The following is a 12,490-nucleotide window of genomic DNA, read 5'->3' as shown; positions in this document are numbered from 1 at the left end:
GGTAATGAGCACCATTGACATCCTTTCGCCGGCAGGCGACAAGGCCGGTACCGTCGAGCTCCCCGCGGAGATCTTCGACGCGAAGACCAGCATTCCGCTGATCCACCAGGTCGTTGTCGCTCAGCTGGCTGCTGCCCGTCAGGGCACGCACAAGACCAAGCGTCGTGGCGAAGTCCGTGGTGGTGGCCGCAAGCCGTACCGCCAGAAGGGCACCGGCCGCGCACGCCAGGGTTCCACCCGCGCTCCGCAGTTCGTAGGCGGTGGCGTCGTCCACGGCCCGCAGCCGCGTGACTACTCGCAGCGGACCCCGAAGAAGATGAAGGCCGCCGCTCTCCGCGGTGCCCTCTCGGACCGCGCGCGCCACTCCCGCATCCACGTCGTCACCGGCGTGGTCGAGGGTGCTGCCTCCACGAAGGCCGCCAAGACGCTGTTCGGCAAGATCTCGGAGCGCAGGAACCTGCTCCTGGTCGTCGAGCGCGCCGACGAGGCCGCGTGGCTGTCCGCCCGCAACCTGCCCCAGGTTCACATCCTGGAGCCGGGCCAGCTGAACACGTACGACGTGATCGTCTCTGACGACGTGGTCTTCACTCAGGCCGCTTTCGAGTCCTTCGTGTCTGGCCCCAAGGCCGATGAGACCGAAGGGAGCGACGCCTGATGTCTGAGGCGACCGTTACCAGCAAGACCTTCACTGACCCGCGCGACCTGCTGATCAAGCCGGTTGTCTCGGAGAAGAGCTACGCGCTGCTGGACGAGAACAAGTACACGTTCATCGTCGCGCCTGGCTCCAACAAGACTCAGATCAAGCAGGCCGTCGAGGCGGTCTTCGGGGTCAAGGTCACCGGGGTCAACACGATCAACCGTCAGGGTAAGCGCAAGCGCACCAAGACCGGTTTCGGCAAGCGCGCTGACACCAAGCGCGCCATCGTGACCCTCGCTGAGGGCGACCGAATCGACATCTTCGGCGGCCAGGCCTCCTAACGGAGGTCTAGTCGTCCGGAATCGGACGAGGACTGAGAAATGGGTATCCGCAAGTACAAGCCGACGACCCCGGGCCGTCGTGGCTCCAGCGTCGCCGACTTTGTCGAGATCACGCGGTCCACGCCGGAGAAGTCGCTGGTCCGCCCCCTGCACAGCAAGGGCGGCCGTAACAACACCGGTCGGATCACGGTTCGACACCAGGGTGGCGGCCACAAGCGCGCCTACCGTGTGATCGACTTCCGTCGTCACGACAAGGACGGCGTGCCGGCGAAGGTCGCGCACATCGAGTACGACCCCAACCGCACTGCGCGCATCGCGCTCCTGCACTACGCCGACGGTGAGAAGCGCTACATCATTGCGCCGAAGAACCTGAAGCAGGGTGACCGGATTGAGAACGGCCCCACGGCCGACATCAAGCCCGGTAACAACCTGGCGCTCCGCAACATCCCGGTCGGTACCACGATCCACGCGATCGAGCTCCGTCCCGGTGGTGGCGCGAAGTTCGCCCGCTCCGCTGGTGCCTCCGTGCAGCTGCTGGCGAAGGAGGGCACCATGGCCCACCTTCGTATGCCGTCCGGTGAGATCCGTCTCGTCGACGCGCGCTGCCGCGCCACCGTCGGTGAGGTCGGCAACGCCGAGCAGTCGAACATCAACTGGGGCAAGGCCGGCCGCATGCGCTGGAAGGGCGTTCGCCCCTCCGTCCGCGGTGTCGCGATGAACCCGGTCGACCACCCGCACGGTGGTGGTGAGGGTAAGACCAGTGGTGGTCGCCACCCGGTCTCCCCGTGGGGTCAGAAGGAGGGTCGTACTCGCTCGCCGAAGAAGGCTTCGAGCAAGTACATCGTCCGCCGCCGCAAGACGAACAAGAAGCGCTAGGAGCGGGTTTAGATGCCGCGCAGTCTCAAGAAGGGACCCTTCGTCGACGGACACCTCATTAAGAAGGTGGACGTTCAGAACGAAGCCGGTACCAAGACCGTCATTAAGACCTGGTCCCGTCGCTCGATGATCATCCCGGCCATGCTGGGTCACACCATCGCGGTGCACAACGGCAAGATCCACGTCCCGGTGTTCGTCACCGAGTCGATGGTCGGCCACAAGCTCGGCGAGTTCTCGCCGACTCGCACCTTCCGCGGCCACGTCAAGGACGACCGGAAGTCGAAGCGCCGCTAAAGGCGGGGTGGTTATGACTATGACTTACACCGAAGGGACAACCATGGAAGCCAGGGCCCAGGCGCGGTACATCCGCGTCACGCCCATGAAGGCCCGCCGAGTGGTGGACCTTATCCGTGGCATGGATGCCACGGAGGCTCAGGCGGTCCTGCGTTTCGCCCCGCAGGCCGCGAGCGTGCCGGTTGGCAAGGTGCTGGACAGCGCCATTGCCAATGCCGCACACAACTACAACCACCCGGACGCCTCCACGCTGGTCATCAGCGAGGCGTTCGTGGACGAGGGCCCGACCCTGAAGCGGTTCCGTCCGCGTGCGCAGGGCCGTGCCTACCGGATCCGCAAGCGGACCAGCCACATCACCGTGGTCGTCAGCAGCAAGGAAGGTTCCCGGTAATGGGCCAGAAGGTAAACCCGCACGGGTTCCGGCTCGGCATCACCACCGACTTCAAGTCGCGTTGGTACGCCGACAAGCTGTACAAGGACTACGTCAAGGAAGACGTCGCCATCCGCAGGATGATGACGTCCGGCATGGAGCGCGCCGGCATCTCGAAGGTTGAGATCGAGCGCACCCGTGACCGCGTGCGTGTGGACATCCACACCGCTCGTCCGGGCATCGTCATCGGCCGCCGTGGCGCCGAGGCCGACCGCATCCGCGGTGACCTCGAGAAGCTGACGGGCAAGCAGGTCCAGCTGAACATCCTCGAGGTCAAGAACCCCGAGGTCGACGCTCAGCTGGTTGCCCAGGCCGTTGCCGAGCAGCTCTCCTCCCGCGTCTCCTTCCGTCGCGCCATGCGTAAGAGCATGCAGGGCACGATGAAGGCCGGCGCCAAGGGCATCAAGATCCAGTGTGGCGGTCGCCTCGGCGGCGCCGAGATGTCCCGCTCCGAGTTCTACCGCGAAGGCCGTGTGCCGCTGCACACCCTGCGCGCGAACGTGGACTACGGCTTCTTCGAGGCCAAGACCACCTTCGGCCGTATCGGTGTGAAGGTCTGGATCTACAAGGGCGACGTCAAGAACATCGCCGAGGTTCGCGCCGAGAACGCTGCGGCCCGTGCGGGTAACCGCCCGGCCCGTGGTGCCGCAGGCGCTGGCGACCGTCCCGCCGGCCGTGGTGGCCGTGGTGGCGAGCGCGGCGGCCGTGGTGGCCGCAAGCCGCAGCAGGCTGCTGGTGCCGAGGCCCCCAAGGCCGACGCTCCCGCCGCCGCTCCGGCCGAGAGCACCGGAACGGAGGCCTGACCGACATGCTGATCCCTCGTAGGGTCAAGCACCGCAAGCAGCACCACCCGAAGCGCAGCGGTATGGCCAAGGGCGGTACTGAGGTCTCGTTCGGCGAGTACGGCATCCAGGCGCTGACCCCGGCTTACGTGACGAACCGCCAGATCGAGGCGGCTCGTATCGCGATGACCCGCCACATCAAGCGTGGCGGCAAGGTCTGGATCAACATCTACCCGGACCGTCCCCTGACGAAGAAGCCTGCCGAGACCCGCATGGGTTCCGGTAAGGGTTCTCCCGAGTGGTGGATCGCGAACGTGCACCCGGGCCGGGTCATGTTCGAGCTGTCCTACCCGAACGAGAAGATTGCTCGTGAGGCGCTCACCCGCGCTGCTCACAAGCTTCCGATGAAGTGCCGGATTGTTCGGCGCGAGGCAGGTGAGTCGTGATGGCGACGGGAACCAAGGCGTCCGAGCTGCGTGAGCTCGGTAACGAGGAGCTCGTTGGCAAGCTGCGCGAGGCCAAGGAAGAGCTGTTCAAGATGCGCTTCCAGGCGGCCACGGGTCAGCTGGAGAACAACGGCCGGCTCAAGTCCGTCCGTAAGGACATCGCTCGCATCTACACCCTGATGCACGAGCGTGAGCTCGGTATCGAGACGGTGGAGAGCGCCTGATGAGCGAGAAGAACGTGACTGAGACGACTGACCGCGGCTTCCGCAAGACCCGTGAGGGTCTCGTCGTCAGCGACAAGATGGACAAGACCGTCGTCGTCGCTGTCGAGGACCGCGTGAAGCACGCGCTGTACGGCAAGGTCATCCGCCGTACGAACAAGCTCAAGGCGCACGACGAGCAGAACGCTGCCGGCGTCGGCGACCGCGTCATCATCATGGAGACGCGTCCGCTGTCGGCGAGCAAGCGCTGGCGCATCGTCGAGATCCTCGAGAAGGCCAAGTAATTATCTGAGGCCCCGGGCAGCATGCCCGGGGGCCCCTCAGGTTCGTTCCGCCAGGCTCGGTGGGGGCGGTAGCTCTTCGGAGTGATGCCCCCGCCGGGAACCGGCAGACAAACAGGAGATAGACGTGATCCAGCAGGAGTCGCGACTGCGTGTCGCCGACAACACTGGTGCCAAGGAGATCCTTTGCATCCGTGTTCTCGGTGGCTCGGGTCGCCGCTACGCGGGCATCGGTGACGTCATCGTTGCCACCGTCAAGGACGCGATCCCCGGTGGCAACGTGAAGAAGGGTGACGTCGTCAAGGCGGTCATCGTTCGCACCGTGAAGGAACGCCGCCGCCAGGACGGCTCGTACATCCGCTTCGACGAGAACGCCGCCGTCATTCTGAAGAACGACGGCGACCCTCGTGGCACCCGTATCTTCGGCCCGGTGGGCCGTGAGCTGCGCGAGAAGAAGTTCATGAAGATCATCTCGCTCGCGCCGGAGGTGCTGTAAGCATGAAGATCAAGAAGGGCGACCTGGTTCAGGTCATCACCGGTAAGGACAAGGGCAAGCAGGGCAAGGTCATTCTGGCCATCCCTACTGAGAACCGTGTCCTCGTCGAGGGTGTCAACCGGGTCAAGAAGCACACCAAGGCCGGTCAGACCGCTGGTGGCTCGCAGACCGGCGGCATCGTGATCGTCGAGGCGCCGATCCACGTCAGCAACGTTCAGCTGGTTGTGGAGAAGGACGGCCAGAAGGTCGTTACCCGCGTCGGTTTCCGCTTCGATGACGAGGGCAACAAGATCCGCGTTGCCAAGCGGACGGGTGAGGACATCTGATGGCTACCACTCCGCGTCTCAAGACGAAGTACCGCGAGGACATCGCGGGCAAGCTGCGTGAAGAGTTCTCCTACGAGAACGTCATGCAGATTCCCGGCCTCGTGAAGATCGTGGTCAACATGGGTGTGGGCGACGCCGCCCGCGACTCCAAGCTGATCGACGGCGCCATCAAGGACCTGACGACGATCACCGGTCAGAAGCCGGCCGTCACGAAGGCCCGCAAGTCCATCGCGCAGTTCAAGCTGCGCGAGGGTCAGCCGATCGGCTGCCACGTCACCCTCCGTGGTGACCGCATGTGGGAGTTCCTGGACCGTACGCTGTCGCTCGCGCTGCCGCGTATCCGTGACTTCCGTGGTCTGTCGCCGAAGCAGTTCGACGGCCGTGGCAACTACACCTTCGGTCTCACGGAGCAGGTCATGTTCCACGAGATCGACCAGGACAAGATCGACCGTACCCGGGGTATGGACATCACCGTGGTTACCACGGCGACCAACGACGACGAGGGCCGCGCCCTCCTTCGTCACCTCGGCTTCCCCTTCAAGGAGGCGTAAGCGAGATGGCGAAGAAGGCTCTCATCGCGAAGGCTGCCCGCAAGCCCAAGTTCGGTGTGCGTGCGTACACCCGCTGCCAGCGCTGCGGTCGCCCCCACTCCGTGTACCGCAAGTTCGGCCTGTGCCGCGTCTGCCTTCGTGAGATGGCTCACCGTGGCGAGCTGCCGGGCGTGACCAAGAGCTCCTGGTAATTCCCTCTCGTCCGCAAGGACTTGGGAACTTCCAGGCACTCTCGGTAAGCATCTGGACGGCAGGTGCCCGGCCGCGCATGCCTTAGGCTTGTGTGGTTGGGCGTCTGCCGCCCATAACGACTTACTACGCCGTAGGTCCCCGCACCGCACCCGTCCCGCCACTGAGTGGGGAGAGGGATGGCGCATACAGGAAACCCCGGCGAGAGAGGCCGAAGGCCACTTCATGACCATGACTGACCCGATCGCAGACATGCTCACGCGTCTGCGTAACGCTAACTCGGCGTACCACGACACCGTCGTGATGCCGCACAGCAAGATCAAGTCGCACATCGCAGAGATCCTCAAGCAGGAGGGTTTCATCACCGGCTGGAAGGTCGAGGATGCCGAGGTCGGCAAGAACCTCGTCCTCGAGCTGAAGTTCGGGCCGAACCGCGAGCGCTCCATTGCGGGCATCAAGCGGATCTCGAAGCCCGGTCTGCGCGTGTACGCAAAGTCCACCAACCTGCCGAAGGTGCTCGGCGGCCTGGGCGTGGCGATCATCTCCACGTCCCACGGTCTGCTCACCGGCCAGCAGGCAGGCAAGAAGGGCGTAGGTGGGGAAGTCCTCGCCTACGTCTGGTAGTCGGGAACGGAGGAAAAGCAATGTCGCGAATCGGCAAGCTCCCCATCCAGGTTCCCGCCGGTGTGGACGTCACCATCGACGGCCAGGCTGTGGCTGTGAAGGGCCCCAAGGGTTCCCTCGCGCTCACCGTCAAGGCGCCGATCGAGATCGTCAAGGGTGAGGACGGCGTCCTGAACGTCATCCGCCCCAACGACGAGCGTCAGAACAAGGCCCTGCACGGCCTGTCCCGCACGCTGGTGGCGAACATGATCACCGGCGTGACCACGGGTTACGTCAAGGCTCTCGAGATCAGCGGTGTCGGTTACCGCGTCGCCGCGAAGGGCTCCAACCTGGAGTTCCAGCTTGGTTACAGCCACCCGATCCTGATCGAGGCGCCTGAGGGCATCTCCTTCAAGGTCGAGTCGCCCACCAAGTTCTCGGTCGAGGGCATCGACAAGCAGAAGGTCGGCGAGGTCGCCGCCAACATCCGCAAGCTGCGGAAGCCCGACCCGTACAAGGCCAAGGGTGTCAAGTACGCCGGCGAAGTCATCCGCCGCAAGGTCGGAAAGGCTGGTAAGTAGCCATGGCATACGGTGTAAAGATCGCCAAGGGCGACGCGTACAAGCGTGCCGCCAAGGCCCGCCGCCACATCCGCATCCGCAAGAACGTCTCGGGTACGGCGGAGCGTCCGCGCCTCGTCGTGACGCGTTCCAACCGCAACATCGTTGCTCAGGTCATCGACGACCTCCAGGGTCACACCCTGGCGTCCGCGTCGACCCTGGACACCTCGATCCGCGGTGGTGAAGGCGACAAGAGCGCCCAGGCCCAGGCCGTCGGCGCACTCGTCGCCGAGCGCGCCAAGGCCGCGGGTGTCGAGACCGTCGTGTTCGACCGCGGTGGCAACCGATACGCCGGGCGCATTGCCGCTCTGGCTGACGCCGCCCGCGAAGCCGGGCTGAAGTTCTAAGCCCCGTTTTCCGGGACTCACGGACGTAACAGAGAGAGGTAATCCAATGGCTGGACCCCAGCGCCGCGGAAGCGGTGCCGGTGGCGGCGAGCGGCGGGACCGGAAGGGTCGCGACGGTGGCCCTGCCGCCGAGAAGACCGCTTACGTTGAGCGCGTTGTCGCGATCAACCGCGTCGCCAAGGTTGTCAAGGGTGGTCGCCGCTTCAGCTTCACCGCGCTGGTCGTGGTGGGCGACGGTGACGGCACTGTAGGTGTCGGTTACGGCAAGGCCAAGGAAGTTCCCGCGGCCATCGCCAAGGGTGTCGAGGAAGCCAAGAAGTCCTTCTTCAAGGTTCCGCGCATCCAGGGCACCATCCCTCACCCGATCACGGGCGAGCGTGCCGCGGGCGTCGTGCTGCTGAAGCCGGCCGCCCCCGGTACCGGCGTTATCGCCGGTGGCCCGGTGCGCGCCGTTCTGGAGTGCGCCGGCGTTCACGACATCCTGTCGAAGTCCCTCGGTTCTTCGAACGCGATCAACATCGTGCACGCGACCGTGGCGGCCCTCAAGGGCCTGCAGCGTCCCGAGGAGATCGCGGCTCGCCGTGGTCTGCCCCTCGAGGACGTCGCCCCCGCGGCTCTGCTCCGTGCACGTGCTGGGGCGGGTGCGTAATGGCTCGCCTCAAGGTCACGCAGATCAAGTCGTACATCGGCAGCAAGCAGAACCACCGCGACACGCTGCGTTCGCTCGGGCTCAAGCGCCTGAACGACGTCGTCGTCAAGGAGGACCGCCCCGAGTTCCGCGGAATGGTTCACACCGTCCGCCACCTCGTGACGGTTGAGGAGGTTGACTAACATGGCTGAGAGCAGCCCGCTGAAGGCCCACAACCTCCGTCCCGCCCCCGGCGCCAAGACCGCGAAGACCCGTGTCGGTCGTGGTGAGGCGTCGAAGGGTAAGACGGCTGGTCGTGGTACGAAGGGCCAGAAGGCCCGCTACCAGATCCCGGTGCGCTTCGAGGGTGGGCAGATGCCCCTCCACATGCGCCTGCCGAAGCTCAAGGGCTTCAAGAACCCGTTCCGCACCGAGTTCCAGGTCGTGAACCTGGACAAGCTCGGCGCTCTCTACCCCGAGGGTGGAGAAGTCACGGTGGCCGACCTGGTCGCCAAGGGCGCGGTTCGCAAGAACAGCCTCGTCAAGGTCCTGGGCCAGGGCGAGATCTCCGTGGCGCTGCAGGTTTCGGTTGACGCCGTCTCCGGCTCCGCCAAGGAGAAGATTGCCGCCGCTGGTGGCACCGTGACCGAGCTCGTCTAAGACGAACTCAGTGACAAATAGCTAGAAACCCGACCGGGGATGCCTCACATATGGGGCATCCCCGGTTGGTCGTTCCACGGAAGGTGCAGACGCCGGTAAGGTGGCCTGCACCTTTGCTTGTACACATTCGTCGATCCCTCAGACCGTCACCTCTGACGCAGTAGCGCGGGGGTCGCAGGAGGCACCGTGCTCACCGCGTTCGCCCGGGCGTTCAAGACGCCCGACCTGCGCAAGAAGCTGCTCTTCACGCTCGGCATCATCGTGCTGTATCGGCTCGGGTCCCATGTACCGGTACCCGGCGTGAGCTACAAGAACGTTCAGATCTGTGTCGACTCGATGGGCAGCAGCAACAGCCTCTTCGGTCTCGTCAACATGTTCAGCGGCGGTGCGCTGCTGCAGATCACGATCTTCGCGCTCGGCATCATGCCCTACATCACTGCGAGCATCATTCTGCAGCTGCTGACCGTGGTCATCCCGAAGCTGGAGACCCTCAAAAAAGAGGGTCAGTCCGGCACGTCGAAGATCACTCAGTACACGCGCTATTTGACGGTCGCGCTCGCGATCCTGCAGGGCACCGGCCTCGTGGCCACTGCCCGCAGCGGCGCCCTGTTCCAGGGCTGCGCGGTCAAGGACCAGATCGTTCCGGACCGGTCGATCTTCACCACCGTCACCATGGTCATCACCATGACCGCGGGCACCTGCCTGGTCATGTGGCTCGGTGAGCTCATCACCGACCGTGGCATCGGCAACGGCATGTCGATCCTGATGTTCATCTCGATCGCCGCGGGCTTCGTCGGAGCCCTCTGGCAGATCAAGCTCCAGGGCAAGATCGCGGACGGCTGGGTCGAGTTCGGCGTGGTCATGCTGGTCGGTCTCGCGATGGTGGGCTTGGTGGTCTTCGTCGAACAGGCGCAGCGCCGGATCCCGGTCCAGTACGCGAAGCGCATGATCGGCCGCCGTGCGTACGGCGGTACCTCGACCTACATCCCGCTCAAGGTGAACCAGGCGGGCATCATCCCCGTCATCTTCGCCTCGTCGCTGCTGTACATCCCGGCACTGGTCGTGCAGTTCAGCGGTTCCACCGCCGGCTGGGCCACGTGGATCCAGAAGCACTTCGTCAAGGGCGACCACCCGTACTACATCGCCGTCTACTTCCTCCTGATCGTTTTCTTCGCGTTCTTCTACGTGGCGATCTCGTTCAACCCCGAGGAAGTTGCGGACAACATGAAGAAGTATGGTGGGTTCATCCCGGGCATCCGCGCCGGTCGGCCCACCGCCGAGTACCTCAGCTACGTACTCAACCGGATCACCTGGCCGGGGTCGCTGTACCTGGGTCTCATCGCTCTTGTGCCGACGATGGCGTTGGCGGGCTTCGGGGCGAACCAGAACTTCCCGTTCGGCGGGACGAGCATCCTGATCATCGTGGGTGTGGGTCTGGAAACCGTGAAGCAGATCGAGAGCCAGCTCCAGCAGCGTAATTACGAAGGGTTCCTCCGCTGATGCGAATCGTCCTCGTCGGCCCGCCCGGTGCGGGCAAGGGAACGCAGGCGACTGTCCTTGCCAAGACCTTGTCGATCCCGCACATCTCCACGGGCGACCTGTTCCGGGCCAACATCAGCCAGGGAACCGAGCTGGGCCGTCGCGCGAAGGCGTTCATGGACGCGGGTGACCTCGTCCCGGACGAGATCACCATCGGCATGGCCAAGGACCGCATGGAGCAGGAGGACGCCGCCGGCGGTTTCCTGCTCGACGGGTTCCCGCGCAACGTCTCCCAGGCGGAAGCCCTCGACGTGATGCTGAAGGCCGAGGGCATGAACCTCGACGCCGTCCTCGACCTGGAGGTCGAGGAGGACGAGGTCGTCAAGCGTCTCGCCGGCCGGCGCACCTGCCGAAACGACGGCGGGCACGTCTTCCACGTCGCGTACCAGCCGCCGAAGGTCGAGGGTGTCTGCGACATCTGCGGCGGCGAGCTGTACGTGCGCGAGGACCAGTCCGAGGACGCGGTCCGCAACCGCCTGGACGTCTACCACACGCAGACCGAGCCGATCATCGACTACTACAAGGCCCAGGGCCTCGTATCGACGATCCCGGCGCTGGGTGAGGTCAAGGACGTCACGCAGCGCGCGATGGACGCGCTGAAGAAGTAGCTCCCCCGTAGTGCAGCCACGGCCGCGGTGTCCCCAGGACGCCGCGGCCGTACTGTTGATGCGACCCCGAACCGAAGGTGGAAGGCAATCCCCATGGTCCAGATCAAGACCCCCGAGCAGATCGTGAAGATGCGCGAGGCGGGGCTGGTCGTCGCGGCGATCCACGCGGCGACCCGTGAGGCGGCCGTACCGGGCGCCACGACGCGCGATCTGGACATGGTCGCCCGCAAGGTCATCGCGGACGCCGGCGCCAAGTCGAACTTCCTCGGCTACGGCGGCTTCCCCGCGACCATCTGCACCTCGGTCAACGAGGTCGTCGTCCACGGCATCCCCGACGACAAGACGGTCCTGGGGGACGGCGACATCATCTCGATCGATGCCGGCGCCATCGTCGACGGCTGGCACGGCGACGCCGCGTACACCGCCTTCGTGGGCACTGGGCACGCCCCTGAGCTCGTGGAGCTCTCCCGGGTGACCGAGGAGTCCATGTGGGCCGGGATCGCCGCCATGAAGCTCGGCAACCGCCTCGTGGACATCTCGAAGGCGATCGAGACGTACATCAAGCGCCAGCCGCGCCCGACCACCGGTGAGCACAGCCTCGGCAAGTTCGGGATCATCGAGGACTACGGCGGCCACGGCATCGGGACCGAGATGCACATGGACCCGCACCTGCTGAACTACGTCTCGCGCAAGCGGGGCAAGGGCATCAAGCTCGTTCCGGGCATCTGCCTGGCGATCGAGCCGATGGTCTCCCTGGGCACGGCCCAGACGGAGGTCCTGGCGGACGACTGGACGGTCATCACCACGGACGGGACCTGGTCCTCCCACTGGGAGCACTCCATCGCCCTGACCGAGGAGGGCCCGATCGTGCTGACCTCGCCGGACTGCGGCAAGGCGAAGCTGGCGGAGTACGGCGTGTCCACCGCGCCCGACCCGCTGGGCTGAGCCGCGGCGGGGGTCACGGGCCGGGGCGGCCCGGCTGGGCCGACCGGTATGGGCAGGATTGATGATCTATCCTGTAGGGCACACTTTCCGGATTCGTCTTTCGGTGGGCCCTGACGTAGACTGACTCGTCGGCTCCTTTGCACCCGCATGTCCTCATGCGAAGCGGGGGAGCTGATCAAGGTAGCCGATTCGAAAGGCGAAGCGTGGCCAAGAAGCAAGGTGCCATCGAAATCGAGGGCACCGTGATCGAGTCCCTCCCGAACGCGATGTTCCGGGTGGAACTCCAGAACGGTCACAAGGTCCTCGCGCACATCAGCGGCAAGATGCGCATGCACTACATCCGCATCCTTCCTGATGACCGGGTTGTCGTGGAGCTCTCTCCGTACGACCTGACGCGTGGCCGGATCGTCTACCGATACAAGTAGATCTTGTCTTCACTCCCGTCCGGACGTCCTGTCCCGGCGCGGGTGGTGGCACTGACCCGGAGAACCTCACCAACATGAAGGTCAAGCCGAGCGTCAAGAAGATCTGCGACAAGTGCAAGGTGATCCGCCGTCACGGTCGGGTCATGGTCATCTGCGACAACCTGCGCCACAAGCAGCGCCAGGGCTGACGCACGCCGACCGACCTGCACTACGCAGTTCTTCGCGCGACGTAAGAAAACGTACAT

The 12,490-nt window shown here is 65.0% G+C and carries 24 protein-coding genes; all 24 read left to right on the top strand.

Features of this window, described 5'->3' with window-relative positions; all coding sequences use genetic code 11:
- Positions 1-4: 4 nt before the first annotated feature.
- The 24 genes from rplD to rpmJ all read left to right on the top strand — a co-directional run bounded on the left by rplD (position 5) and on the right by rpmJ (position 12,433).
- Positions 5-655 carry a 50S ribosomal protein L4 gene (rplD, locus tag DRB89_RS08800; RefSeq protein ID WP_112447749.1) on the top strand — a complete coding sequence of 217 codons (651 nt, stop codon included), beginning with the start codon at positions 5-7 and terminating at the stop codon, positions 653-655.
- Complete coding sequence (gene rplW / locus DRB89_RS08795) at positions 655-978, top strand: 50S ribosomal protein L23 (RefSeq protein WP_030154694.1); 324 nt, start codon at positions 655-657, stop codon at positions 976-978. Before rplD ends, rplW begins: the two co-directional genes overlap by 1 nt.
- A gap of 39 nt (positions 979-1,017) precedes the next feature.
- On the top strand, positions 1,018-1,854 hold the full coding sequence (gene rplB / locus DRB89_RS08790) for a 50S ribosomal protein L2 (RefSeq protein WP_112447748.1): 837 nt from the start codon (positions 1,018-1,020) through the stop codon (positions 1,852-1,854).
- A gap of 12 nt (positions 1,855-1,866) precedes the next feature.
- The gene (rpsS, locus tag DRB89_RS08785; protein WP_112447747.1) at positions 1,867-2,148 is read left to right on the top strand and encodes a 30S ribosomal protein S19; all 282 of its coding nucleotides are present in this window, start codon (positions 1,867-1,869) and stop codon (positions 2,146-2,148) included.
- Between the two features lie 43 nt (positions 2,149-2,191).
- Positions 2,192-2,539 (top strand): 50S ribosomal protein L22, encoded by a 348-nt coding sequence (rplV, locus tag DRB89_RS08780; RefSeq protein WP_037792011.1) that lies wholly within the window; start codon positions 2,192-2,194, stop codon positions 2,537-2,539.
- A complete protein-coding gene (gene rpsC, locus DRB89_RS08775) occupies positions 2,539-3,381 on the top strand; it encodes a 30S ribosomal protein S3 (RefSeq protein ID WP_112447746.1) in 843 nt (280 codons plus the stop codon). The genes rplV and rpsC overlap by 1 nt, the downstream gene beginning before the upstream one ends.
- A gap of 5 nt (positions 3,382-3,386) precedes the next feature.
- On the top strand, positions 3,387-3,806 hold the full coding sequence (gene rplP / locus DRB89_RS08770; protein WP_112447745.1) for a 50S ribosomal protein L16: 420 nt from the start codon (positions 3,387-3,389) through the stop codon (positions 3,804-3,806).
- The gene (gene rpmC / locus DRB89_RS08765) at positions 3,806-4,030 is read left to right on the top strand and encodes a 50S ribosomal protein L29 (protein WP_112453280.1); all 225 of its coding nucleotides are present in this window, start codon (positions 3,806-3,808) and stop codon (positions 4,028-4,030) included. The genes rplP and rpmC overlap by 1 nt, the downstream gene beginning before the upstream one ends.
- The gene (gene rpsQ / locus DRB89_RS08760) at positions 4,030-4,311 is read left to right on the top strand and encodes a 30S ribosomal protein S17 (protein WP_112447744.1); all 282 of its coding nucleotides are present in this window, start codon (positions 4,030-4,032) and stop codon (positions 4,309-4,311) included. Before rpmC ends, rpsQ begins: the two co-directional genes overlap by 1 nt.
- A gap of 124 nt (positions 4,312-4,435) precedes the next feature.
- Entirely contained in the window at positions 4,436-4,804 is a 369-nt protein-coding gene (gene rplN, locus DRB89_RS08755) for a 50S ribosomal protein L14 (protein ID WP_003956455.1), read from the top strand.
- Positions 4,805-4,806: 2 nt separating this feature from the next.
- A complete protein-coding gene (gene rplX, locus DRB89_RS08750; protein ID WP_112447743.1) occupies positions 4,807-5,130 on the top strand; it encodes a 50S ribosomal protein L24 in 324 nt (107 codons plus the stop codon).
- Entirely contained in the window at positions 5,130-5,681 is a 552-nt protein-coding gene (gene rplE, locus DRB89_RS08745) for a 50S ribosomal protein L5 (protein ID WP_030388859.1), read from the top strand. Before rplX ends, rplE begins: the two co-directional genes overlap by 1 nt.
- Positions 5,682-5,686: 5 nt before the next feature.
- Complete coding sequence (locus tag DRB89_RS08740) at positions 5,687-5,872, top strand: type Z 30S ribosomal protein S14 (protein ID WP_003956452.1); 186 nt, start codon at positions 5,687-5,689, stop codon at positions 5,870-5,872.
- A gap of 223 nt (positions 5,873-6,095) precedes the next feature.
- Positions 6,096-6,494, top strand: a complete 399-nt coding sequence (rpsH, locus tag DRB89_RS08730) for a 30S ribosomal protein S8 (protein WP_007265911.1) — start codon at positions 6,096-6,098, stop codon at positions 6,492-6,494.
- 20 nt (positions 6,495-6,514) lie between these two features.
- Positions 6,515-7,054, top strand: coding sequence for a 50S ribosomal protein L6 (gene rplF / locus DRB89_RS08725; protein ID WP_112447742.1), 540 nt, complete (start codon positions 6,515-6,517; stop codon positions 7,052-7,054).
- A 2-nt stretch (positions 7,055-7,056) separates the two neighbouring features.
- Positions 7,057-7,440, top strand: coding sequence for a 50S ribosomal protein L18 (gene rplR / locus DRB89_RS08720; protein ID WP_008739696.1), 384 nt, complete (start codon positions 7,057-7,059; stop codon positions 7,438-7,440).
- A 46-nt stretch (positions 7,441-7,486) separates the two neighbouring features.
- Positions 7,487-8,089 carry a 30S ribosomal protein S5 gene (gene rpsE, locus DRB89_RS08715; RefSeq protein WP_008739695.1) on the top strand — a complete coding sequence of 201 codons (603 nt, stop codon included), beginning with the start codon at positions 7,487-7,489 and terminating at the stop codon, positions 8,087-8,089.
- Positions 8,089-8,271, top strand: coding sequence for a 50S ribosomal protein L30 (gene rpmD, locus DRB89_RS08710; RefSeq protein WP_112447741.1), 183 nt, complete (start codon positions 8,089-8,091; stop codon positions 8,269-8,271). Before rpsE ends, rpmD begins: the two co-directional genes overlap by 1 nt.
- Position 8,272: 1 nt before the next feature.
- On the top strand, positions 8,273-8,728 hold the full coding sequence (gene rplO, locus DRB89_RS08705) for a 50S ribosomal protein L15 (RefSeq protein ID WP_112447740.1): 456 nt from the start codon (positions 8,273-8,275) through the stop codon (positions 8,726-8,728).
- 186 nt (positions 8,729-8,914) lie between these two features.
- Positions 8,915-10,228 (top strand): preprotein translocase subunit SecY, encoded by a 1,314-nt coding sequence (gene secY, locus DRB89_RS08700; protein WP_112447739.1) that lies wholly within the window; start codon positions 8,915-8,917, stop codon positions 10,226-10,228.
- On the top strand, positions 10,228-10,875 hold the full coding sequence (locus DRB89_RS08695) for an adenylate kinase (RefSeq protein ID WP_112447738.1): 648 nt from the start codon (positions 10,228-10,230) through the stop codon (positions 10,873-10,875). The genes secY and DRB89_RS08695 overlap by 1 nt, the downstream gene beginning before the upstream one ends.
- A gap of 93 nt (positions 10,876-10,968) precedes the next feature.
- Positions 10,969-11,820: a type I methionyl aminopeptidase gene (gene map / locus DRB89_RS08690; RefSeq protein WP_112447737.1), complete on the top strand. Its 852-nt coding sequence runs from the start codon at positions 10,969-10,971 to the stop codon at positions 11,818-11,820.
- A 203-nt stretch (positions 11,821-12,023) separates the two neighbouring features.
- Positions 12,024-12,245: a translation initiation factor IF-1 gene (gene infA, locus DRB89_RS08685; protein WP_014047798.1), complete on the top strand. Its 222-nt coding sequence runs from the start codon at positions 12,024-12,026 to the stop codon at positions 12,243-12,245.
- A 74-nt stretch (positions 12,246-12,319) separates the two neighbouring features.
- Positions 12,320-12,433, top strand: coding sequence for a 50S ribosomal protein L36 (rpmJ, locus tag DRB89_RS08680; protein WP_003956441.1), 114 nt, complete (start codon positions 12,320-12,322; stop codon positions 12,431-12,433).
- Positions 12,434-12,490: the final 57 nt, after the last annotated feature.

It is taken from the genome of Streptomyces sp. ICC4, assembly GCF_003287915.1.
Taxonomy (GTDB): Bacteria; Actinomycetota; Actinomycetes; order Streptomycetales; family Streptomycetaceae; genus Streptomyces; species Streptomyces tritrimontium.
Note: the sequence above shows the minus strand (reverse complement) of the source record. Positions and strands in the feature narration are given on the sequence as shown.

Coding starts and splice junctions, on each gene's coding strand:
- rplD (WP_112447749.1), top strand. CDS start 5: ATGAGCACCATTGACATCCTTTCGCCGGCAGGCGACAAGGCCGGTACC.
- rplW (WP_030154694.1), top strand. CDS start 655: ATGTCTGAGGCGACCGTTACCAGCAAGACCTTCACTGACCCGCGCGAC.
- rplB (WP_112447748.1), top strand. CDS start 1,018: ATGGGTATCCGCAAGTACAAGCCGACGACCCCGGGCCGTCGTGGCTCC.
- rpsS (WP_112447747.1), top strand. CDS start 1,867: ATGCCGCGCAGTCTCAAGAAGGGACCCTTCGTCGACGGACACCTCATT.
- rplV (WP_037792011.1), top strand. CDS start 2,192: ATGGAAGCCAGGGCCCAGGCGCGGTACATCCGCGTCACGCCCATGAAG.
- rpsC (WP_112447746.1), top strand. CDS start 2,539: ATGGGCCAGAAGGTAAACCCGCACGGGTTCCGGCTCGGCATCACCACC.
- rplP (WP_112447745.1), top strand. CDS start 3,387: ATGCTGATCCCTCGTAGGGTCAAGCACCGCAAGCAGCACCACCCGAAG.
- rpmC (WP_112453280.1), top strand. CDS start 3,806: ATGGCGACGGGAACCAAGGCGTCCGAGCTGCGTGAGCTCGGTAACGAG.
- rpsQ (WP_112447744.1), top strand. CDS start 4,030: ATGAGCGAGAAGAACGTGACTGAGACGACTGACCGCGGCTTCCGCAAG.
- rplX (WP_112447743.1), top strand. CDS start 4,807: ATGAAGATCAAGAAGGGCGACCTGGTTCAGGTCATCACCGGTAAGGAC.
- rplE (WP_030388859.1), top strand. CDS start 5,130: ATGGCTACCACTCCGCGTCTCAAGACGAAGTACCGCGAGGACATCGCG.
- DRB89_RS08740 (WP_003956452.1), top strand. CDS start 5,687: ATGGCGAAGAAGGCTCTCATCGCGAAGGCTGCCCGCAAGCCCAAGTTC.
- rpsH (WP_007265911.1), top strand. CDS start 6,096: ATGACCATGACTGACCCGATCGCAGACATGCTCACGCGTCTGCGTAAC.
- rplF (WP_112447742.1), top strand. CDS start 6,515: ATGTCGCGAATCGGCAAGCTCCCCATCCAGGTTCCCGCCGGTGTGGAC.
- rplR (WP_008739696.1), top strand. CDS start 7,057: ATGGCATACGGTGTAAAGATCGCCAAGGGCGACGCGTACAAGCGTGCC.
- rpsE (WP_008739695.1), top strand. CDS start 7,487: ATGGCTGGACCCCAGCGCCGCGGAAGCGGTGCCGGTGGCGGCGAGCGG.
- rpmD (WP_112447741.1), top strand. CDS start 8,089: ATGGCTCGCCTCAAGGTCACGCAGATCAAGTCGTACATCGGCAGCAAG.
- rplO (WP_112447740.1), top strand. CDS start 8,273: ATGGCTGAGAGCAGCCCGCTGAAGGCCCACAACCTCCGTCCCGCCCCC.
- DRB89_RS08695 (WP_112447738.1), top strand. CDS start 10,228: ATGCGAATCGTCCTCGTCGGCCCGCCCGGTGCGGGCAAGGGAACGCAG.
- map (WP_112447737.1), top strand. CDS start 10,969: ATGGTCCAGATCAAGACCCCCGAGCAGATCGTGAAGATGCGCGAGGCG.
- rpmJ (WP_003956441.1), top strand. CDS start 12,320: ATGAAGGTCAAGCCGAGCGTCAAGAAGATCTGCGACAAGTGCAAGGTG.